Below are 22,999 nucleotides of genomic sequence, written 5' to 3'. Positions count from 1 at the left end.
GTGTACAAGTAGTACTCGCGCAGCACAGCGATTCTTAGTGACGATGAAATTGGGCTTTTTCAACAGCCTGACGACTCTAATTTAAATTAAAGTCGTTAAACTTATTTATTTTGACCTCTAACAAAGTTTGAAACAACTGTTGTAAGTGGAACTGGATCTACCTTAAATAAACCATCATTATTTATAGTTATTAAAGTTCCACCTCTTTGGGTATATTTTTTACCAATACCTGAATATCCTAAAAAGTCAATTGACATACCATATGTCATCATGATGTCCTTATAAGTTAGTGAAAAAGTATTTAAATGATCATGACCACAGAAAATCCCTTTAATTATCCCACTTTCTACTGCCTTTTCAAAGAAGTCAGGTTTATATTTTGATATTCCAAAATAATCATTACTTTCTCCAATACTCCCAAAATTATATTCAACACTTTTATCTCCAAGTTTCATTTTCTCATAAGCTTGCTTGAATTCTGGTAAGGGCATATGAAAAAAAGCTAGAGCTTTTTAAATCATGATTTTGTTTTTTGAGCTTGGATATTTCTTCCGTACACCATGCTGTTTGTTCTTCACGAATGCAATCAAATCCACTGTAGAACCATCCATCCCTGTACATATTTGAATCTAACATAACAAGTGCCATTAGTAATTGCTCTTTGCAATCATGTAACTTTATTATGTAATTACCTAGACCGGTGAGGTTTTTATCACCTTTAGCAAAAATACTATATTGACCATCTGAAATTATCTCTGAAATTTGATTTTTATCACCTTTGGATCCCATTTCAATATCATGATTACCAAATAAAAAGGCATAAGGAATCTTAAAGCAATCCATAAATTCAACTAGTTTTTTAGCCTGTTTGATATTGTTTCTTGTGCCTGCTTTTAATATGAAAGGAAAGATACTATCTCCTGTTAGAATAATTAAATCGGGTTTTGTTTCTTTTACTAATTTTGTTACAGCATCCATCCCTAATTTATCTTGCTTTTTGGATAGCATTCCATATCCAAAATGCAAATCAGTTAATTGTAATATTTTATAAGGTTTTTCACCTATTTTTAACACAAAATGATTATCTTTATCTTTGTAAAACATAGGATTATTATACATAAGCTAATTCCTCCAATTTATTACGTTAATGGTAACATGGCTCCAACTGCACAAATCATAGTAGATATTACCATTGCAACTTGAAAGGGCAATGTTCCGATTTTCCCACATATAGGGCTAGCTCCAGCTTTTTTCCTTGATTTATTATATGTAAATATTAGCATAATAGCAACAAGTACTACTACTCCAGACATTATTCTTGTCAAAATAATAAAACTATTCACACCAAATATCGCGAATAATAACGAAGGTATTGTAGCTAATAACCAACAAACCTTATTATTTATTCCAATTTGTTCATGGACGACATCACGAAGACTTAATGTATTTGACCAAAATGTTGTTAGAAGCGCGAATAATGAAAACACACCCGCAAGAATGGCTGCCCATGGACCAATACTCTCACCTAATTGAAGATAAGCAAGTTCTTTATCTAATGGACCTTTAACCCCTAACAAAACAGTTGTTGTTACAATTAAAACAAAAAATGCTGATATGGCAAAACCTAAGAAAATTGAAGTCCTAATTTTCTTTACATCACCATTCAATCCTTTTACCGACTGGATAACAGCTTGGTTCGCAGAAGTTGCGAAAACAATCATGCTATATAACCCTAAAAGATTATTGATATGCATTTCAGATGCTTGCAATTCATTTAGTGGACGTATGAAAGTTCCCACGCTCATCACTACGACGATTAACATCAAAACAGTTACTGTATACTTTTGGGCAATTCCTACAGCCTTCATTCCCATAAAAACTACAATACCAGCTAAAAGATAATATATTAGCTGAGCCACAGAAAAAGGTACATGCAACCAGTTCTCAATAATTTGGGCTCCACCATTGATATTACCACTGACACCAACAATAATTGCTAATCCATAAACCGTAAACATAGTCCAACTAAAGATTTTTTTACCTTTACCATTGAATAATTCACCTTCAAAACTTTTAACAAGCTGAACACCCCCGTTATTATACGACAACTCAGCAATAAGTAAATGTAAAACAACATTAATAAAATATGCCAATATTACCATCCAAACAACGTCTTTAAGACTGTTTTTAGTTGCTAAATAAGGTACAGCGATGATTCCCGTACCAATACTATGTCCAACAATCATACTAGTTGCTTCAAACACAGTAAACTTAGCTTCACTTTGTATTCTCATTTATATCCCCCCATTTGATTTTGAAAATTCTATATATGAGTGTTATTTATACTTATTTTATATTTTAACACAATTACCTCAATTTCCCTATTATTCTTTATATTTTTGATATTTTTCTCAAAATCAAATGGTCATAATTCTTCATATCTATCTTTGAAAATATTAAACGTATGCGATTAATAATTTGTCACATTTACTGTATTAAATACCATCACATCTTTACCTTTTAGTGAATGACTCATACCTAAATTAAATATGAAAGTTAACATATAATGATCTGTTTTGCCTTCTTTATCAGTTCCACCTAATATAATTTTATTAACCACACTCTCAAAAATCTTTTCATCTATGCTTCTTCTATTATTATTTTAGATATTTCTTCTATAGATTCTATTGGTTCTAATTTATCTTTTTTTATATTCTTTAGAAACACCATAAAAAAGATTGTTGTAAGTGCAAATGATAATATATCCGAAATGGGTTGTGCTAATAAAAATCCTGTAAAACCGAATAACTTAGGCATTAATATAAATAATGGAATTGCAAATATTCCTTGTCTTGTTAAAGATAGAATTAACGTAGGCAAACCTTTCCCCGCTGCCTGAAATGTAATAGACATAATTATTTGAGCACCTATAATAGGTAAACTTAAGCTCATATATCTTAGTATGCTAGAACCATAATAAACAGTATCTACATCTTTTATAAATATCCTAATTATTGAATTAGAATATAGCAAAAATATCACTGCTGATATACATGAAATTATTGAACATAGCATAATAGCTTTCTTTATTATTATTCTAAATCTATTATAATTTTCAGCCCCGTAATTATATCCAGCTAGTGGCTGATAACCAGCCGATACTCCAATTAAAATCATAAATACAACTGAAATTATTTTCATAACAATACCTTCTGCTGCAACTACTGAATCCCCAAATCTCACAGCTACAGCATTTAAAAATGCCATAAACAAACTCATCATAAACTGACTTAACGAAGCTGGAATTCCAATTTTAAAAATTTCCTTATATATTTTGGAATCAAATGAAAAATCCTTAAGATTAATATCTACAATACTTTTCTTTCTTAAATAGTAGGATAAATAATATATACATGATAATATTTTTCCGATTACGGTTGCAATAGCTGCTCCCACAACTCCCCAGTTAAGTAATATTATAAAAATAGGATCCATAATGATATTAGCAATAGTTCCTATCATTAAACCGTTCATTGATTCTTTAGTAGAACCTTCTGCCCTAAGTAGTCCACTAAAACAAGCATTTACCAAGGTGAATATATTAAATCCTACAATTATTTGACTATATTTCAAAGCATAACCTATAGTTTGTTCACTTGTACCACACATCATAAGGATAGGTTCTAAAAAAATATATACAATAATACTTATAACTATTGAAACAGTAAAACATGATACAAAAGTTATAACTGCAACTTTACTAGCTTTTTTATAGTTTTTACTTCCCAAAACCCTTGATAAGAGTGATGCTCCCCCTGTACTAAAAATAATACCAACTGCTGACAACAACGTAAATATTGGAAATGTTACTGCTATTGCGGCAACTTGTGAGCTATCATTTAGTTGTCCAATAAAAAATGTATCTGTTAAATTGTACACTGTATTGACTAACATTGCTATAACAGCGGGCAATGATAATATTAACAATGCCTTCATAGGCTTTTCTTTTTCCATCAAATACAATTTGTTTTCATTCATATATAGTTCTCCTTCAATTAAGTATTAGATTTATCCATTTAAGTTAAAAAGAATTATTTAATATTGAGTTGGGTCTAGACTATTCGCTTTTATAATAGTAATCTACCAAAATTAAAGCGTATCATTTCGATAACGCTATCGAATTCGCCTGTGAAGAACGAAACTCCGATAAAAATCAAACCTACAATTGCCAAAACCGCTGCTGCAATTGCAGCTATCTTAAAAAACTTTTTCATTTCGCACCTTCTTTCTTATCAACAATCCATTCGTAGATTGCTCTCAATTGATAGTTAAAACCGGGAAAAGCACAACGTACAATAAAGATTGTTGCAATCAAACACAACAGCGAGATGGCCAGTGCCAGCATACTGCTTCCAATCAATCCGACCCCTGTAAATGCTTCGGTGGCAAAATATCCGATACTGCTTGCAAAAGCATATATAGAGGCTCCTACAAAGAGAATTGCTGAGGCCCCACAAAATATTGTTGCTCCACCTAAGGATATAAAGCCTACGCCTACGATTCCCGCTGTAAAAATGATTGGCAAAATCAAAGAACAGCACAGTAGTGCCCTGTATATCTTTTTGGCAAAATCACTTTCTTCGTTTTTTTTCTGATTCATTGTAGCTTCAGGCGCTTCTGTTTCGGCATGGTACGCATAGCTATAAGAAGTTTTATCAACTTCTATGTTTTTCGTTTCTTCCATAGCAAACATCCTTTCGTTTTAGTTTTTTTAAAGATAGATAGGTCCTCATTGCACTGTATCTTTCCAGAAATGCCTCCCGTTAATTTATTCCGCTAAATTATCATCCACAAATCGAGCACACAAACGGTTTATAAAACAGGAAGAACAGTTTTGATTAAGCCTTTTTTTCAAGACCCAGTTTTTAAGCTTCTTGCCCCAAATACAGCTTGTGCCATTTATTGAAATACCTACAAACATAACACTGTTGTAAATCATCACGTTTTGCATTTGGTCAGGTGTAGCATAATCTTCAATATGAATAAGGGTAATCATGATGATGGTCAGATACACGGCCGTGTAAATCAGGCGAAATATTTTTCGGGTAAAATATAGAACGTTCCTTAAATCCACGTTCCTGCGAAAGAACAGAAGAACAATAATCTCTGTTACGAAAACCACGATATACGCGTTCAAAAAAGCATAGATGACACGGTACATATCCGAATGTTCTTGATTTCGTAGGTACAACAGAATAAAACTGTTCAATCCGATAATGCAGATGATTAGGATATCCCACAGAGCCAAAAGAACGCTCCAAAGCCACTTTGATTTTATTATTGCCATTTGTATTTGGTGTGAAACTCCTTACCCAAAACAAAACCGATCACAGCCAATCCACCAAAACCTAAACCAACCCATTTAAAGACTTTCATTTGCAGTACCTCCTTTCTAGAATGTGTCCATTGTTTTATTGAACATACTTATTATCCAATTGTGGTGTTTTTGCGGTTTTAAACTAATGTTAAAGATATGTTAAAGCGACCAACTCCTTTCAGTATAGTGTACTGAGAAAAATCTCCTTTGACTTTACTTCAAAGGAGATTTTTCTCATGTTCTGGATGCTTTGACGAAAACTGCATTTATTTGTTCTTCTTGTTTTTCACAGCAAGGAAAGAACCGCCGACCACACAAACAGCAGCAATAATGATAACTTTAAGCATTTCAGGAATCCTCCATTCTTAGATATTGTTTAGATCATATGGGTTTGTCCCATCTGATGTATATATTTTACAAATGGAATGTTTGTGAGATACTAAACTTTTGTTAAAGAAATGTTAAAGCGAAAATTGTGTAAAAAACCTCCTTCAGCATCAAAGCCAAAGGAGGTAAAGGTCTATTGATTCATTAAATTTTCAGACGAACTGTAAATTGGGTTCCTTTACCCAAGCGGCTTTCTACGGATATATCGCCGCTTACTACATCAATAACTTTTTTAACCAGCGCAAGGCCAAGTCCATTCCCTTCCCTGGAATGGGATGTATCACCCTGATAAAACTTATCGAAGATATGAGCACCGTTTTTCTCGTTCATACCGCAGCCTGTGTCCTTAACAGTTACGATAGCATAGCTGACACCAGCCTTCAGGGAAACTTCAATGGTTCCGCCTTCATCAGTAAATTTGATTGCATTTGAAATCAGATTGTTCCAAACAAGCTCCAACAGGTTTTCATCATAACACACGGATACATCATCAATATCTGCACGAAAATCTATGTTTTTCTTTTCCCATAATTCTTCAAATGAAAGTGAACAGTAACGCAGTTGTTCTCCAAGTTCATAGGGGTCCGAAGCTGGAAATATTTCTTGATTCTCAAGCTTGTTCAGTTTAAGAATGTTTGATACCAAATCAGATAGTTTTCGAGAAGCTGTTACTATGGTCTCAGAGTATTCTCGGCGCACATCTGTGGGCAGATTATCGTTTTGCAACGCCATGGCATAGCTTTGAATTACGGAAAGTGGAGATTTTATTTCATGAGATACATTTGCAATAAAGTCACCTTTCATGGTTTCAATGCTGGACAGTTCATCTGCCATCTTGTTGAAGTCCTCAATCATGACTTCAATCTCGTCTTTTTTCCCGTCCTTACGCAAAGGTTCGATCCTCACGTAGAAATCACCCTCTGCGATTCTTCGGGCCGCATCCCCAATGTGCTTCATAGGTCTGCCGAAATAGTATTTCCGAAAGAAGGCGAATATGATGCATACCGCGAAACAGGTGAAAATCAGATTACCAAACATGGCTGCCGCAACAATAAGATTATTGTTCGCCTCGCCGGCTTCCCGATATAAAAAATAAACACTGTTGTAGCTGCAGCACACGACCAGTAGAATCACAAAGAATATCACATATTCTTTGAAAGATAAAAAACTGGCATTGATTCGTTTATCTTTTGTGGGCGTCATTTTACCACCGCCTTATAACCTAGTCCGTGGACAGTAACGATTTCAAAATCCTTGCAGGCAGAGAATTTGTCCCTTAGCTTTGTAATATAAACATCCACTGTTCGAAGCCCCGATTCACTCTCCAATCCCCAAAACTCGTTAATCAATTGGCTTCGAGTGAAAGTGTGCTTGGAATATGACAGCAGCTTGTAAAGGATGTTGAATTCTCTCACAGTCAGGGGGACTTCCTCGTCGCCTACATAAGCAGTCATTTCGTCAGCATTCATGAGAAGTCTGCCAATGGTCAACTTCTTTTCGTTGGCAATATTCGCCCGACGCAGCAATGCGCCCACGCGCAGAACCATTTCGTCCATGTCTAATGGCTTGACCATATAGTCATCGATGCCAATTCGAAAACCCTTTTGCTTAGAAGAAATATCATCACGGGCGGTGATAAATAGAATGGGAATCCTCTTATTCAGTTCCCTAACAGTCTTCGCAAATTCAAACCCGTCAATTTCCGGCATCATAATGTCCGATATAATCAAATCATAGACCGAAGTGAACATTAGGTCATAGGCCACTGTGGGATTTTCACAGCCCGTTGCACAGTAGCCGTTATTGTTCAAATATGTGCAGACGATCTGGTTAAGTTTCAAATCGTCTTCAACAACAAGTATGTTTATCATGATATCAACTCCTTGGTTATTCTATAAGTAGTTTGTTGAACGCATAAAAACTTTTTATTCTATATTGTAAATTACTTTTGTTAAAGTAATGTTAAACTAATAATCGTTTATATAAAAATATAAATTCTAATTCCATCAAACTCAACCTCATAAAATCATTTCTTTACCTCTCTTTCTATGGATATTATCAAATTATCCATACCTTCTAAATGCATGACTGGATACCCTAAAAATTCATTAATCCTTTAGTCAAAACAGACTTTCCTGCTCTAGGCATCCTATTATTAATATTCTCATTGAATTATTCTCTTTATACATAAATTAGCTTTTATTTAGCTAATAAACTAAATATTAACATATTACCATAATTAACCGTTCAACTCAAATAGTTGCTATTTCACTGCCAACTTGTTCAATAAAACCTGGGACACATGGAGAATAGTAATCATTTCCCCATATCAATGAAATAACTATTATAATAATATAGCCTATTAAAACTCCTCGTGGAAACCCAGATCCTGCACGCTTAAAAAAGATAAATTAGATTTTAATGAGTTACAAAGTTTACTTCGAGAAAAAATATATTCTTCAATTGAAATTTCGGTTTAAATTTATTTTTTATGCAAAATTTATACATAGAGGTGATTGTTTTGAAAACTTTCTTAATTACAGGCTGTGGTTCTGGACTCGGTTATGCAGCTGCTTTTGCTCTAGCTAAAAGAGGACATTTTGTGTATGCAACAACCCACACTTATGAACAAGCTGAAAATATAAATAGACTTAATAAAGTGTGGAGTCTACCTTTGCATAGTTTTAAATTAGATATATTACATACTGAAGATAGACTCTTAATAAAAGACTTACATATAGATGTTTTGATTAACAATGCGGCTATTGGGGATTCCGGGTCTGTTTGTGAACTTCCTATAGATAAATTTAGAGAAACCTTTGAAACAAATGTATTTTCAACATTAGAACTTACTCAACTTGCTCTTCAGAATATGATTTTAAAAAAATCCGGAAGAATTATATTCATCTCCTCTTTATCTGGTATATCTCCAGTTCCTTTTTTATCACCTTATAGTTCTACAAAGTTTGCCTTAGAGTGCATAGCCTCATGTTTGAACAAAGAACTTAAAATATTAAAAAAAGTGAATATACCTATTGTCTTAATTGAACCTGGTGCATATGCTACTGGATTTAATCAGAAGAATATTAGTAAGCAATTTGTCTGGATGGATAAATCTTCATACTTCAAGAAAAAAGTACGGTTAATAAAGTTTAGACAATTCTCATATTTTAAATTAGTAGAATCATCAAATTTTGATTCAATTATTAACAAGTACATTAGCGCTGTTGAAGATGTTAATCCTAAAGATAGATATAGTACTCCAATGTTACAAAACAAATACATAAGACTTAAAAATACGCTTCTTAAGTGAGTTTGTTAATAAAGTTACAATTATATTGTTTTTCACTCTGTTTTCTGTCTTAAGAATTTTAGGCGTCGAAAAAGCCCAAGGTCAAGGAACAAGAAGAGCGAGCAGCAGGGTGTACAAGTAGTACTCGCGCAGCACAGCGATTCTTAGTGACGATGAAATTGGGCTTTTTCAACAGCCTGACGACTCTAATTTAAATTAAAGTCGTTAAACTTATTTATTTTGACCTCTAACAAAGTTTGAAACAACTGTTGTAAGTGGAACTGGATCTACCTTAAATAAACCATCATTATTTATAGTTATTAAAGTTCCACCTCTTTGGGTATATTTTTTACCAATACCTGAATATCCTAAAAAGTCAATTGACATACCATATGTCATCATGATGTCCTTATAAGTTAGTGAAAAAGTATTTAAATGATCATGACCACAGAAAATCCCTTTAATTATCCCACTTTCTACTGCCTTTTCAAAGAAGTCAGGTTTATATTTTGATATTCCAAAATAATCATTACTTTCTCCAATACTCCCAAAATTATATTCAACACTTTTATCTCCAAGTTTCATTTTCTCATAAGCTTGCTTGAATTCTGGTAAGGGCATATGAAAAAAAGCTAGAGCTTTTTAAATCATGATTTTGTTTTTTGAGCTTGGATATTTCTTCCGTACACCATGCTGTTTGTTCTTCACGAATGCAATCAAATCCACTGTAGAACCATCCATCCCTGTACATATTTGAATCTAACATAACAAGTGCCATTAGTAATTGCTCTTTGCAATCATGTAACTTTATTATGTAATTACCTAGACCGGTGAGGTTTTTATCACCTTTAGCAAAAATACTATATTGACCATCTGAAATTATCTCTGAAATTTGATTTTTATCACCTTTGGATCCCATTTCAATATCATGATTACCAAATAAAAAGGCATAAGGAATCTTAAAGCAATCCATAAATTCAACTAGTTTTTTAGCCTGTTTGATATTGTTTCTTGTGCCTGCTTTTAATATGAAAGGAAAGATACTATCTCCTGTTAGAATAATTAAATCGGGTTTTGTTTCTTTTACTAATTTTGTTACAGCATCCATCCCTAATTTATCTTGCTTTTGGATAGCATTCCATACATTTCAGTATTTGTATTTTTTTAGCGACACCATAAACCCTTAATTTACTTTTTTACTAAGTTATTGACACTATATATTTAATTTGTCGTATACATATATTCTTGAACTATGTGGGAAAATAAGTCTAATAACAAAGGAGGTTTAATATGTCTGAAGTAACTCCAAATAAAAACTCTTTAAATGAAAAATTCAAGTTAACTCCTTGTTTGAAAGATAACATTGACTTATTTAAATATATATTCAAAAATGACAACACTGTTATATATAGATATTTTGAAAATAAAACATCCACAATAAATTATTGTCTAATTTTCATTAATGGCATGGTTAGTAGAGATGTTATTAATGAAAATGTTATATTGCCTTTAATTAATTATGATATTAAATCAAAGTTAGAAAATACCAATACTATTGATATTTTAATGAAAAAAGTGTTGCTTGTAGATGAACTTATAAAACTATCTGATATTGATGAAATAATAACCAAATTAGTATACGGTGATTCACTACTTTTGGTTGAAGGATACAGTGAAGCTTTGATTTTGAACACAAAAGGCTGGGAAAAAAAATCAATATTTGAGCCAAAATCTGAAGCAGTAGTTAGAGGACCTAGAGAAGCATTTACTGAATCCATAATAACAAATATATCTCTCATAAGAAGACGAATCAAATCACATGAGTTAAAGGTAAAGTTTAGAGAAATAGGATATACAACTAAAACTAGCGTTTGTATATGCTATGTAGAAGGAATTGCTCAAGATAATATAATAAATGAACTTGAAAAAAGATTGGATGAAATAGATATTGATGGTGTATTGGACTCTGGGTATATTGAAGAATTTGTAAGTGATGAACCCTTTTCACCTTTTAAAACTATTGGATCAACTGAAAGACCTGATACTGCTGCTGGTAAACTTTTAGAAGGTAGAATAGTAATAATATGTGATGGAACCCCAATCGTTTTGACTCTTCCTTTTTTATTTGTTGAATATTTTCAGATAAATGAAGATTATTATAATAATTTTATATATGCTTCATTTAATAGATTAATTAGAATTATAGGTTTTTTTCTAGCTACAAGTGTTCCTGCCATATATGTAGCTCTAACCACATATCACCAAGAATTAATTCCAACTCCACTTTTATTAAGTATTTATAACTCAAGAGAAGGGGTCCCTTTTCCTACTTTTTTAGAAGCCTTATTAATGCTATTAACTTTCGAAATACTAAGAGAAGCAGGTATTAGATTACCCAAACATATAGGTCAGGCAGTAAGTATTGTAGGAGCATTGGTATTAGGTGAAGCAGCAGTAGCTGCAAGTCTTATTAGCGCTCCTATGGTAATAGTAACAGCAATAACAGGAATATCGAGCTTTTTACTACCTAAAATGCTTGGAGGATTGATAATTGTCAGAGTAATCTTTTTATTTCTATCCTCATTTTTAGGGTTATACGGCTATATCTTTGGTCTCATTGGTCTTTTTATTCATTTATTGTCCATGAAGTCTTTTGGAGTATATTATATGTTATATTTAGATTCATTTACAAAAGAGAATATTCAAGATATTGGAATTAGAGTACCCTGGTGGTATATGAAATACAGAACAAAGATAGTAGCAAAAAATCCATTTCGCTCTACAAAGAATTATGACATTAGTAAAAGAATAAAAACTAAGGAATAATGAAAATGTTAAATATGAATAAAATAAAAGCAACAAGTTTAATAACAATTTTTATACTAATAAGTTTTTTATTAACCTCCTGTTGGAGTTATAAAGAAGTAAATGATGTTGATATTGTTATGGGAGCAGGTATAGATTGGGATAATTTTAAAAATGAGTATATTATTACATTTGAACTCTTCTCCTCATCAATAGGAGAAAAAGGTGAAAAAACTGCGAAATTGCTTCAACATAAAGGAAAGACATTATTTAAAGCCATAAGAAATATTGTTGAGAAAAATGGTAAACCAGCTTATTGGCCACATACAAAAGTAATTATTATAGGAAAAGATATGGCTGAACATGGTATTATTCCATTAATTGATTATACTATGAGAGATGCTGAATTCAGACCAGATATGAAAATACTGGTGTCTGATGAAAGTACTGCTGAAGATATTTTTTTAAAGAAAAACGATAGCAAAGAAATAATAAGTACTAAGCTTGAAGAAAGTTTAAATTATCAAGGTAAAGTAGGAACCTACAAAAGAGTATTCTTCTGGGATTTAACTCAAAAAATGTATCAAGAAGGTTATGAATCAATAATTCCCTTAGTTTATAACGATAACACTGATAAGTCGTCTATCACCAGAATTTCTGGTCTTGCAGTATTCAAAAAAGATAAATTAATAGGTACCCTTAATAATCATGAAGCTATGTATTATTTATTTATCGATAATGATATTACAAATCAAGCGTTTGTTGTTGAACAAGAAGTTGATGATGAAACCTTCAATATATGCTTAGAAATTTTAAAAAGCAAAACTAAGATAACTCCAATAAAAAAAGATAACAATATAACTATAAAAATTGATATTAAAACAGAATTTTCTATAGTGGAAATTGATGGAACAATAGATGTAATTAAAGAAAATGCAAGAAAGAAACTAGAAAGACATACCGAAAAAAAAATTGAAGAAAATATTAAGGATTTAATAAGCAAAGTTCAAACAAATTATAATAGCGATATCTTTGGTTTTGGTAATAGCATAAAAAAAGATATGCCTTATGAATGGGAAAAAATAGGCAAGGACTGGGATAAAAATTTTCCAAATTTAGATGTTGAAGTAAATTCACACGTTAAGATTACCAAAAGTTCTTTACTGTCTAAACCACATAAAATAGCAGAATAATCAAAAGGATATGAGTGTATGTTTATAATTGTTATGATTTTATTTATTTATTTAATAATTGGTGTAATTGAAATTACACCTTTATATAAAAATAAGGAGAAAAGAAAACTAGTTCTATACTCCATATTTTTTTCAATTGCCTTTGTAATAAGTTTATTGCTTAGTATGGGAGTAAAAATTCCTAATCCAACAGATGGATTTAAATTTATTGTTGAATCTATAATACAAAAATAGAGGTATACTAATATTTGCTTCTTAGTGTACCTCTACTTATTAGTTAAACTTCTTTTTTTCTTTATTTCAACACCAATCCATATTATAACTGGGAAAATTATTTCAAAAACAAGTGCATAATATCTCCAAATTTTAAAAGCCCACTCTCCTATTTCCATTATGCTATCATGTACTATAAAAGCATAGCAAAGCATCATTATTGCCACTGGAGTTACAATAAAACTATAATCATCAAAATTAAACATTTTAACAACACCTTTACAAGTTCCAAAAAGACATACACATATTTTTATGAATCCACTTCCTAGAAAAGTGATAGCAACTAGTATTTCCATCCTCTGAATTGCATCTCCTATACTTATCCTACTAGCCATTATGTGTGCTGGAAAATAATGTGCAACATACCCAAATTCACCCAAAATTAAAATTTCACTAAAGATTAAGGAGAATAGCACAAAACCGCCTATTAATAATCCCATTTTATAGATTTTATATGGAGATTTATTCGTTTTTAAATTTGAGAAAACAAGACAAAATATAACTGTTTCAGCAAAAGGAAAAGAAAAAACAGAAAAAGCTCCTCCAAGAACTGGTTTCATTCCTTTATAAAAAACAGGCTTAATGTTGTTCAGCTGCATATTTGGTATGGATAATATTATTGTAAAAAAAACGAAAAATATAATTGCTATTACACCCAGTTCTGCCCATCTACCTAACAATTTGCATCCTTTTTTCACAGCCCAAACACACAAAAATATCATAGCTGACATAAATACAACCATTGGAGTTTCAATTGCTGAAACAGTAGTAATAAATTCACCAAAATCTCTTATAATCAATGAGCCTAGGTGAAAAGGAAACCATATATACAGTATAGACATTATTTTTCCAAATAACTTACCAAAAACTATTTCAAGTATATCAAATAAATCATTTCCTCTATAAAGGGAAAGAATCCTTGCATAAATAATAATCATCGGCAAAGAAAAAACTAATCCTAAAATAACAGCAAAATAAGAATCTCTTCCCGCTTCTGTTCCTATCCCTATTACAAGAGTACTTCCCAGTATGAACAATGTTACTAAACTAATACCTTGTTTATCTGAAATAACTTCATTAGACATTCTTTACCTCCAAGGATAAAATAAACAACTTATGATTATTATTAGGATAAACTGAGTTTTTAATACTACTACATGAATATGAATATAAGGCAAGCGAGTCCAACAAATCCCGTCCTAACCAAAGTGATAGTCACCAGTAGAAAATGAAAAAACTCCCCACAACTTAATGTAGGAAGTTCCTTATTTTTATTCTATTAGTTAATTTTCAACTGCTTCGTCAATCTTAAATATATTCATCTTCTCTTGTAAATCCATAGAATCTCCTTGTACATTTTCAGCCATTCTCAACACTTCCTCAGTAGATGCCAACATTTCTTCTGAAGATGCTGATATTTGCTCTGCTGAAGCTGATACTTCTTGCGCTACAGATGTTACGTTTTCAACTTTATTTAATATAACATCTTTTATTTCCACTACTTGATTAACTGAAGAACTTGTTTCTTTCATACTCTGTGGAATTTTATTTACAGAAGATAATATATCTTTAAATGCTGTCATACTTATCTCTGCTACACTTTGCTGCTCTTCCATTAGTTCATTTACACTATTAGTATTTTCATTCACTTTTTTTGTATCTTCTATAATAGCTTTTATTAAAGACATTATTCTCTCAGAAGATTTTTTTGACTCCTCAGCAAGCTTTCTTACTTCTTCAGCAACAACAGAGAAACCTTTCCCATTTTCTCCTGCTCTTGCGGCTTCTATAGCGGCATTTAAAGCTAACATATTGGTTTGTTCAGAAATGTCATTTATAGTATCTGTAATCTTTTCAATTTGAGATATCGCTAAAGATAAATCATTAATTTTAACCATAGTAATATCAAATTTTTCTTTAATATTGTTGATAGAGACAATTAATTCATTTATCTTATGTGTTCCATTTTGTGCTTTATCTTCTGTATCCTTTGAATTTTCAGTTACATTAATTATTTGGTGTTCTACCTTTTTTATTTCTTCATCAAAGTTAGATATAAGATTGACAATTTCCATAAGTTCTTCTGCTTGAGAATATGCTCCTTTTGCAACTTCCTGTATTGAATTTGCAACCTCTTCAGAAGTCTGCACCATTTGATCTGATGTACATTTTAATGTATCTGATGAATTTGCAACACTTTTAGATGTGTTTTTAACTTTACCTATGGATTCTTTTATTTTATTTAATGTACTATTTATACCTTTTGACATAATACCTATTTCATCATTACTTCCCTCTTCAATTTTAATAGTAAAATCACCCTCTGCAACCTTTTCCATTTTTGTTGATATCTTTTCTAAAGGTGTTGATATTCTTCTTGCAATAATCACTGAAGTAATACATGCTGCTACAGCAATTAATATAGTACTTAAAGCTAATATCTTTGTTATTAAATTACCTACTGCCTTTGTTTCACTAGTAGGTATACTGGCTGTAATTACCCATCCTAAATTTTCATTATATGTATAAACTGATTCATACTTAATATTTTCATAAGTATAGCTTGAAGTACCTAGTTTATCAGTAAATGAAATGTTACTCTCATTAATTTGCACCATATTATCCTTTTGTAGTATCTGTTTTTTGTTAGGACTAGCTATTATAGTTCCATCCTTTTCTGCTATATAAACATAGCCTTCACTACCAATTTTAATATTTTCTATATATTCTTGAGAAAGCTTCTCAAGGTTTATAACTTGTACATATGCTCCTAAAAATTGATTTTCTTTTGACATTATAGGTTCTGCTATGTATATTACTGGATTCCCGCTAAAAGAATACTTTTGAGCATTAGATTTATATGTAACTTTATTTTCTTTAATGTTAATAAAATAATCTGCATTTCCAAATTCCTCATTATCTCCTTGGCCATTAGCAGTCATTATTACTTTACCATTCTTATCTAAGATCATAATTTCTTCATGATATTTACTCTCATGGAACATTGATTCTAATTTATACTTAAACATTTCTGTGAAGTTTTGATAATTCCCTTGTTGCACTGATGGTAAATTATTATTAAGTAAAACTTTATCATTTAACTTCTTTTCTGTATTATTAACTTGATTTACCTTTCCATTAGGTGTATTAATAACAGGATCATAAACTTCAAATAGTTTATTTATTATTCCTTCATGCGCAACCTGATATCCCTCCTTCTGTATAAATTCAATTGCCTGGACTATTGATATTTCCGCTGCTTTTTGCTGATTTTCTAGGTTTTCATAGCTACTGTTTAATGTAAGCTTTGACGATTGTACATAAACCAAAGTCCCTACTGTAATAGTTGGAATTATGGCAAAAGATATGAAAAGTGCTATTAGTTTATATTTTAGTTTCATTTTGATACCCAGCCTCCTGTTATTGAACTAGAATTAATAATTTGCATACTATCAAGGTTAATATTAATTTCATACTTAGTTAATATGAACTATTATTGTTATAAATTATATGATACATTTTTTATGTTACAGTTTGATGTCAAATTTAATAATATTTGGGGAAATAATTAATTAAACTAAGAATTTTAATTTTTGCTTGTTATATTTACCATTAAAGCAAAAAGATATTTATATCTTAATTAATATTTAAGATTGTACTTTAATTTTACGATATACAATTCATAAAACACAAAAAGACTATGAAGTTTTTGAGCCATAGCTTTCTTCATAGTCTTTCTCTACTTTATGTTAAATTTTGAATAACGTATTCCCTGTGTAAATTGCCTTAAATAAATTCAATTATATCCTTTTGAAGTTTGTTTATTCTTGCTAATGAATATACATCATATCCCTTTTCATCTAACATTTTTCTACCTGGTTGAAATGACTTTTCTATTACAATTCCAATCCCTCCAACAGTAGCTCCTGCTTCTTCCACTAGTCTTATAGCTCCTAAGGCAGCTTCACCATTTGCTAGAAAATCATCAATAATAAGAATTTTATCATCCTTTGAAATGTAATCCTTAGATAAGGTAAGTTCATAATCTAACCCCTTAGTAAATGAATGTACTGTTGTTTGGTAAACTCCACCATTTAAGATTTTAGATTTTTGCTTTTTTAATGTAACCATGTTTAAATCCATTTGCATTGCAGTCATTACCGCCGGAGCAATTCCCGAACTTTCTATAGTGAATATTTTTGTAATTCCATGTTTTTCGAAATATTTTTTAAAATATTCACCCATATCATACATTAATTTAGGGTCAACACCATGATTTAAAAATGAATCAACCTTTAATACAGTTTCATTTAAAGCTTTTCCTTCTTTTAATATACGTTCTTTTAAACTTTCCATTATATAGCCTCTCCTAATTCCTTAATATTTTCTTCTGTTTTTATGTTCTTTTCTTTTAATACTAAGTTTAAAACTAAAGCTGTTATTGTTCCCGTTGATATTCCTGATGCAAATATCATTTTTAGTCCTTCCGGTAGTTGTGCAATTACATCTGGTCTAAATGTTACACCTAATCCTAATCCTATAGATGTAGCAATTATCAAAAGATTTCTTTCTGTTAATTTTACTCTACTTAATGTTTTGATACCTGCTGCTGCTACGGTTCCAAACATTACTATACCTACTCCCCCTAATACTGGTTGAGGAATTCCACTTATTAAAGCTGCAAGCTTAGGCAAAAAACCTAATGTAACCATTAATATACCTGCCATTACAGCTACATGACGACTTGCAACCTTTGTTAATGAGATAACACCTACATTTTGACTAAATGAAGTATTTGGAAATGCACCAACTGCTCCTCCTATTATACTACCAACTCCGTCTGCAAGTACACCTGATCCTATCCTTTTATCATCCATGTTAGTATGAGAAGCTTCTCCTACCGCCTTCAAACATCCAACTGTTTCAATCGTTGTTACAAAGTATGCTGGAATAAAAGCTAAAAGAGCCTTAAAATCAAATACTACACCATATTCAAATATGTTTGGAACAGATAGCCAACTTGCTTCTTGTACCGCCGTAAAATCAACTAATCCCAAAGGTATACATACTATATATCCTACTATCATTCCAATTAATATTGAAGCACTACTTACCATACCTTTTCCATAGTTATTTAATACTAAGGTTAAAATTAAAACTAACATTGTAATTGAAATATTCTTCATACTTCCATAATCAGCTGCACCATAACCACCTGCTGCCCAATCTATAGAAACTGGTAATAAGGTAAGTCCTATTAAACATACAACTGTTCCGGTAACTATTGGTGGAAACACTTTCATTAAGGGTCTTATAAAATAACTCAAAACAATTTCAAAAATTGCCCCTAAAATTGTGGCCCCGATTATTCCTGGTAATCCTAAAACGGAACCTACTGATATAGCTGGGGATACAAAAGTAAAGTCTGTCCCCATTATACATGCTGTCTTAGAACCCACAGGTCCAACACCTCTAGCTTGTACTATAGTGGCTAAACCCGCTGCCAATATTGATGCACTTATAACTGCAGTAGTAGTTTTTCCATCAAACCCCAAAGCACTTGATAATACAAGTGGTACAACTACTATTCCTCCAAAAGCAGCAAAAATATGCTGAAATCCAAACAATATCTTTTTAAACAATGATGGATTATCTTCTACTTCATAAGTTAAGTTAATTTCGCTTTGGCACATTTCTTCTTTTTTCATGTCCTTAATCTCCTTCTGTCATAATTTCTTTATTAATAAAGAATAAAAAACAGCAACACCTCAAAAAAGTTCGAGGTGTTGCTGTAAAAAATATACCATAAAGTCTGGTTAATACTCTCCAATACTCTATAAAGTAAATTTTTAGTATCTATGATACTAACAACTCCTCGTAGTCCGCTATTTTACGGTAGCGGGTAGAAACGCTTGGACCAATTACCAAGTATATACGAGTTTAAATTATATTAATATTTGACTATTATAACACTACTACTCTGATATTTAAAGTATTTTCTTGTCGATTTTTATTATTAATGATTAAAGAGATGAACTATTCTTGAATTCGCAAATTTTTCTTTAACATTATTAATATCAGAAAGAGTTATAATTCATAAATCCTAGAAAACATAGTACATCTATCTATTGTGTAGCATCCTTCGCATAAAGATCGCAAAGGGTATTTTCAAAGTGATCGGAATGTCCTTTTACCCACTGAAACTCAATGTATTTTCCGTCTGTAAGCTTATCGAATTTAACCCAGTTATCTACGTCCTTAACCTTTTCACCATTAGCAGTAAGCCATCCATTTATCTTCCAGCACATAATCCACTCCGTTAGCCCTTTTCTAACATATTGACTATCAGTAACTATTCTAATCTTTTCAACCTCTTTAAGTAACTCTAATCCCTTCATAGCTGCCATAAGCTCCGTTTGACTGCTACCACTTCCAAAAACCTTCTCAGAATGAATTTTATAATTTCCTTCTAAATCCTCTATTATAAGAGCAAAGGCTCCTTTATTCTGTTTCTCTAAAAAACTACCATCAGTATAGATTTTATAAATCGTATCTTCTCCCTTATCCATAACATAGCTATCTACCTCATACCCTCTTTTATCTAAAACCACTATCTTAGTCCTATCATTAAAACCAGCTACATCCTTTTTATCCCTAAAGGAAAAAATCAGTTTAAATCCTACATAGTAGCTTCTAGGTCTTTTATTATGGAGTAACTTTCTAAATTGATACTCGTTTTCCTTTAAATAATCTGTTAAAGAATTTTCCTCTAAAAATCTAAGTTCCTTACTCCTAGGAGAAAACTCAACATAAGTTTTTTTGTTATTAATTCCTATATTGGATTGGACATATCCTTGTATATTTTCTTCATCTTTATGCTCTATTCTTATCTTGTAAACTTCACCATGCTGCTCTACTATCTCCATAGAGAAAATAACCATTTTCATGTACTCATCCCCTTAATCTAAAACAAAATACAAAATTTAGATATATTCATTATCTCAAATTCATACCACTTTTCTATAATTTGTTTACATACTCTTTATACATATTTCCTCTAACCTCAAAATCCTTAAATTGATCCCAAGAAGCACATGCAGGACTTAGAAGAACAACATAACCTTCACTAGACGAACTGTAAGCTATCTCTGTAGCATCTTCTAATGAATCAACAACTTTACAAGGAATACCATACTCCATAGCGAAATCGTTTATCCTAAATTTTGATTCACCATATGCTACAATTAGTTTTACATTTATTAAATAATCCTTCAACTCAGCAAAGCTGTGTCCTCTGTCTAAACCGCCTAACAATAATATTGTTGGTTTTGCAAATGAGGATAAAGCTTTTTGGGTTGACGTTATATTAGTTGCTTTAGAATCATTATAAAAATCAATATTGTTTATGGTTTTAACATATTCTATTCGATGTTCTACCCCACCAAAGGTTTTTAAAACACTAACGATAACATTATTATCTACACCTAGTTCTTTAACAACTGCAATAGCTGCCATAGCATTTTCATAGTTATGCCTTCCTTTAATTTTCACTTCATCCAAAGCTATTATTTTATCGTTATTATAACAAATATATCCATCGATTATAGAACAGCTTAATTTATTTGAGGAACTAGATGAAAAATATTTTTTAGTAGATTCTATATTATCTGTCAAGCTAAGCAATTCTTTATCATCTAAATTAAGAATTGCTATATCACTTTTAGTGTGATGATTGAAAATCCTCTTTTTCATGTTTTTGTATATATCGTATGAACCATGAAAATCAAGGTGGGCTTCAGATAAATTGGTTAAAACAGATATATTTGTTTTAAAGTCTATTACGTTACATAGCTGATGATCTGACACTTCCATAACAGCAATATCTTTATCTTTTAATTGAGACACAAAAGAACATACTGGATATCCGATATTACCCATAAAAAAAACACTCTTTGATGCCTTTTTTAAAATGTCATAAATTATTGATGTAGTAGTTGTTTTACCGTTACTTCCTGTAACTCCAATAATTGTGACCCCTATGGGAAAATAGCGAAAAGCTAATTCCATTTCATTGATAACAGGCACATTAAATTCACGAGCCTTTTCCACATACTTGTGATTATTTGAAATACCTGGATTTTTAACTATCATCTCAAAAGTATTATCAAATAAATCATCAGGGTGACTTCCTAAAACAATTTTGATACCTAACGATTGTAACTCTTTCACTTGTTCTACGTTTTGTTCAGTCTTAGCATCATTGACAATAACATTATAGCCTTTGCTAGCCAGTAACTTTGCTGCCTCGTAACCACTTCTAGCCATACCTAAAACAAAGACTTTCTTAGTATCACTCATTTTATCAACTCCTTTTTCATACCTATTATACTATCTAATGAATAATTCAAGTAATTGCATATTGTGCTTATATAATTAAATATCTATATCTTAACCGTCATAATACTCAAACATAATTCTTTCTCTTAATACGTAGGGCACTCCATCTCTCCCCTCATTGGGTCTTTATAAAGTGACTCACAAATGGCCATACATCCACCACATACTTTTTTGTATTTACATGTATTACACAAACTGTCTATGTGATATGTTTTACTCTTTAGAGACTGTATAAACTTGCTTTTTGTATAATATTCATAAATCGAATTAGCTTTTTCTTTCACTTTAAGATGACTACATGGTTTAAAAGATCCATCGGAAGAAATTGCTATAAAACTTTTACCTGCCATACAACCCGCTCGTTCTTTATTAACACGACCATTATTAAGGTAAATAAGCAGATTAGAATAGGCTGAATCCACTTTGATCTTAATTCCTTTAACTTGCTTTATCCATTTGGCTAATTGATAAAACTCTTCACTAGATAGCACATAATCTCTATAATTTTCTGTAGGCGATGGTTTGTACCGTAAAATATTTATATTTTTTGCACCCTTTTTTTTAGCATACTCAACTGTTTCTAGGAAAGTACTTAGGCTATCTTTACGAATAACTATATTAATACCAAAAGATAAATCTGTATTACTTAGAATTTTAATTGCATGAATAGCATCATGAAACCCATCTCTAGACCTTTCATTTACTATTTTAATAATTGAATTAAGAGACACCTGCATATGGTTTAATCCTGCTTTAATAAGTTTATCTAATAGTTTCTGTGTTAATCCATAACCACTTGTCGTCATTGTAACGGACATTTCTGTCTTTGAAACATACTCCACAAAGTCTACAATTTGAGAATGAACTAATGGTTCCCCACCCCCAATTGCAATTTGAAAAAGCTTAAGCCTCTGTGCTTCATCAATATACGACCTAAAAACTTGTATTGGCATCTGAATTGAATTAGTATCCTCTTTATAACATTGTGGACAGTTTAATGGACATGTGTTTGTTATATCAATATGCAGGGCATCAAGACGTAAATAATCCTTATCTTCCTCTACTACTTTTATAATATCATTTAAGCCAAAGTTTTTTGAAAGTACACCAAGGCAATATAATCGGTCTATAAACGGCGTTATAATACCATCTTTTGCATACTTAACTAATAATTCTTTTTCCTTAAAAGAAAATATCCCAGTCATACCTGTTCTTTTTTCAAATGAGTACAGTTTTTTATTATATTGTTTAACTTGCATATAATCTGTCATCTCC

General features: G+C 31.3%; 23 protein-coding genes and 1 riboswitch. Of the genes, 4 read left to right on the top strand and 19 right to left on the bottom strand.

What is annotated here, in order from left to right; translation table 11 throughout:
- Nucleotides 1-101: 101 nt before the first annotated feature.
- The 10 genes from KDK92_RS16995 to KDK92_RS16950 all read right to left on the bottom strand — a co-directional run bounded on the left by KDK92_RS16995 (nucleotide 102) and on the right by KDK92_RS16950 (nucleotide 7,635).
- Nucleotides 102-491: a metallophosphoesterase family protein gene (locus KDK92_RS16995; protein ID WP_250860527.1), complete on the bottom strand. Its 390-nt coding sequence runs from the start codon at nucleotides 489-491 to the stop codon at nucleotides 102-104.
- Entirely contained in the window at nucleotides 460-1,119 is a 660-nt protein-coding gene (locus KDK92_RS16990) for a metallophosphoesterase family protein (protein WP_250860536.1), read from the bottom strand. The genes KDK92_RS16995 and KDK92_RS16990 overlap by 32 nt, the downstream gene beginning before the upstream one ends.
- 20 nt (nucleotides 1,120-1,139) lie before the next feature.
- Nucleotides 1,140-2,294 (bottom strand): aromatic amino acid transport family protein, encoded by a 1,155-nt coding sequence (locus tag KDK92_RS16985; RefSeq protein WP_250860535.1) that lies wholly within the window; start codon nucleotides 2,292-2,294, stop codon nucleotides 1,140-1,142.
- Nucleotides 2,295-2,470: 176 nt separating this feature from the next.
- On the bottom strand, nucleotides 2,471-2,620 hold the full coding sequence (locus KDK92_RS16980; protein WP_250860534.1) for a hypothetical protein: 150 nt from the start codon (nucleotides 2,618-2,620) through the stop codon (nucleotides 2,471-2,473).
- A gap of 20 nt (nucleotides 2,621-2,640) precedes the next feature.
- Nucleotides 2,641-4,038, bottom strand: a complete 1,398-nt coding sequence (locus KDK92_RS16975) for an MATE family efflux transporter (protein WP_250860533.1) — start codon at nucleotides 4,036-4,038, stop codon at nucleotides 2,641-2,643.
- A gap of 89 nt (nucleotides 4,039-4,127) precedes the next feature.
- Nucleotides 4,128-4,274: a hypothetical protein gene (locus tag KDK92_RS16970; RefSeq protein ID WP_250860532.1), complete on the bottom strand. Its 147-nt coding sequence runs from the start codon at nucleotides 4,272-4,274 to the stop codon at nucleotides 4,128-4,130.
- On the bottom strand, nucleotides 4,271-4,744 hold the full coding sequence (locus KDK92_RS16965) for a DUF2721 domain-containing protein (RefSeq protein WP_250860531.1): 474 nt from the start codon (nucleotides 4,742-4,744) through the stop codon (nucleotides 4,271-4,273). The genes KDK92_RS16970 and KDK92_RS16965 overlap by 4 nt, the downstream gene beginning before the upstream one ends.
- 84 nt (nucleotides 4,745-4,828) lie before the next feature.
- The gene (locus KDK92_RS16960; protein ID WP_250860530.1) at nucleotides 4,829-5,347 is read right to left on the bottom strand and encodes a hypothetical protein; all 519 of its coding nucleotides are present in this window, start codon (nucleotides 5,345-5,347) and stop codon (nucleotides 4,829-4,831) included.
- Between the two features lie 561 nt (nucleotides 5,348-5,908).
- On the bottom strand, nucleotides 5,909-6,967 hold the full coding sequence (locus KDK92_RS16955) for a HAMP domain-containing sensor histidine kinase (RefSeq protein WP_250860529.1): 1,059 nt from the start codon (nucleotides 6,965-6,967) through the stop codon (nucleotides 5,909-5,911).
- Entirely contained in the window at nucleotides 6,964-7,635 is a 672-nt protein-coding gene (locus tag KDK92_RS16950) for a response regulator transcription factor (RefSeq protein WP_250860528.1), read from the bottom strand. Before KDK92_RS16950 ends, KDK92_RS16955 begins: the two co-directional genes overlap by 4 nt.
- A gap of 650 nt (nucleotides 7,636-8,285) precedes the next feature.
- Between KDK92_RS16950 and KDK92_RS16945 the strand changes: the two genes are divergently transcribed.
- Nucleotides 8,286-9,077: an SDR family NAD(P)-dependent oxidoreductase gene (locus KDK92_RS16945; protein WP_276576017.1), complete on the top strand. Its 792-nt coding sequence runs from the start codon at nucleotides 8,286-8,288 to the stop codon at nucleotides 9,075-9,077.
- 210 nt (nucleotides 9,078-9,287) lie between these two features.
- On the opposite strand, the gene KDK92_RS16940 is transcribed toward KDK92_RS16945, so the two are convergent.
- Both KDK92_RS16940 and KDK92_RS16935 read right to left on the bottom strand, forming a co-directional pair.
- A complete protein-coding gene (locus KDK92_RS16940; RefSeq protein ID WP_250860527.1) occupies nucleotides 9,288-9,677 on the bottom strand; it encodes a metallophosphoesterase family protein in 390 nt (129 codons plus the stop codon).
- Nucleotides 9,646-10,164, bottom strand: a complete 519-nt coding sequence (locus KDK92_RS16935; protein ID WP_250860526.1) for a metallophosphoesterase family protein — start codon at nucleotides 10,162-10,164, stop codon at nucleotides 9,646-9,648. Before KDK92_RS16935 ends, KDK92_RS16940 begins: the two co-directional genes overlap by 32 nt.
- Before the next feature lie 182 nt (nucleotides 10,165-10,346).
- Between KDK92_RS16935 and KDK92_RS16930 the strand changes: the two genes are divergently transcribed.
- From KDK92_RS16930 to KDK92_RS16920, 3 genes are read left to right on the top strand one after another with little or no spacing between them, the layout of a single operon-like run.
- A complete protein-coding gene (locus tag KDK92_RS16930) occupies nucleotides 10,347-11,882 on the top strand; it encodes a spore germination protein (RefSeq protein WP_250860525.1) in 1,536 nt (511 codons plus the stop codon).
- Nucleotides 11,883-11,896: 14 nt separating this feature from the next.
- Nucleotides 11,897-13,054, top strand: a complete 1,158-nt coding sequence (locus KDK92_RS16925) for a Ger(x)C family spore germination protein (RefSeq protein WP_250860524.1) — start codon at nucleotides 11,897-11,899, stop codon at nucleotides 13,052-13,054.
- A gap of 18 nt (nucleotides 13,055-13,072) precedes the next feature.
- The gene (locus tag KDK92_RS16920; protein WP_250860523.1) at nucleotides 13,073-13,288 is read left to right on the top strand and encodes a hypothetical protein; all 216 of its coding nucleotides are present in this window, start codon (nucleotides 13,073-13,075) and stop codon (nucleotides 13,286-13,288) included.
- Between the two features lie 32 nt (nucleotides 13,289-13,320).
- On the opposite strand, the gene KDK92_RS16915 is transcribed toward KDK92_RS16920, so the two are convergent.
- The 7 genes from KDK92_RS16915 to KDK92_RS16885 all read right to left on the bottom strand — a co-directional run bounded on the left by KDK92_RS16915 (nucleotide 13,321) and on the right by KDK92_RS16885 (nucleotide 22,983).
- The gene (locus KDK92_RS16915; protein WP_250860522.1) at nucleotides 13,321-14,412 is read right to left on the bottom strand and encodes a GerAB/ArcD/ProY family transporter; all 1,092 of its coding nucleotides are present in this window, start codon (nucleotides 14,410-14,412) and stop codon (nucleotides 13,321-13,323) included.
- 198 nt (nucleotides 14,413-14,610) lie between these two features.
- Nucleotides 14,611-16,728 (bottom strand): methyl-accepting chemotaxis protein, encoded by a 2,118-nt coding sequence (locus KDK92_RS16910; RefSeq protein ID WP_250860521.1) that lies wholly within the window; start codon nucleotides 16,726-16,728, stop codon nucleotides 14,611-14,613.
- 385 nt (nucleotides 16,729-17,113) lie between these two features.
- Nucleotides 17,114-17,683: a xanthine phosphoribosyltransferase gene (locus KDK92_RS16905; RefSeq protein WP_250860520.1), complete on the bottom strand. Its 570-nt coding sequence runs from the start codon at nucleotides 17,681-17,683 to the stop codon at nucleotides 17,114-17,116.
- A complete protein-coding gene (locus KDK92_RS16900; protein WP_250860519.1) occupies nucleotides 17,683-19,035 on the bottom strand; it encodes a uracil-xanthine permease family protein in 1,353 nt (450 codons plus the stop codon). The genes KDK92_RS16905 and KDK92_RS16900 overlap by 1 nt, the downstream gene beginning before the upstream one ends.
- Before the next feature lie 150 nt (nucleotides 19,036-19,185).
- A riboswitch (purine riboswitch) is annotated at nucleotides 19,186-19,285 on the bottom strand.
- A gap of 167 nt (nucleotides 19,286-19,452) precedes the next feature.
- Nucleotides 19,453-20,274 (bottom strand): ribonuclease H family protein, encoded by an 822-nt coding sequence (locus tag KDK92_RS16895; protein ID WP_250860518.1) that lies wholly within the window; start codon nucleotides 20,272-20,274, stop codon nucleotides 19,453-19,455.
- A gap of 73 nt (nucleotides 20,275-20,347) precedes the next feature.
- Complete coding sequence (murD, locus tag KDK92_RS16890) at nucleotides 20,348-21,685, bottom strand: UDP-N-acetylmuramoyl-L-alanine--D-glutamate ligase (protein WP_250860517.1); 1,338 nt, start codon at nucleotides 21,683-21,685, stop codon at nucleotides 20,348-20,350.
- 125 nt (nucleotides 21,686-21,810) lie between these two features.
- Entirely contained in the window at nucleotides 21,811-22,983 is a 1,173-nt protein-coding gene (locus tag KDK92_RS16885; RefSeq protein ID WP_250860516.1) for a radical SAM/SPASM domain-containing protein, read from the bottom strand.
- Nucleotides 22,984-22,999: the final 16 nt, after the last annotated feature.

It is taken from the genome of Oceanirhabdus seepicola (assembly GCF_023684385.1).
Classification (GTDB): domain Bacteria; phylum Bacillota; class Clostridia; order Clostridiales; family Clostridiaceae; genus Oceanirhabdus; species Oceanirhabdus seepicola.
This window is presented reverse-complemented; position numbering and strand designations above follow the sequence as displayed.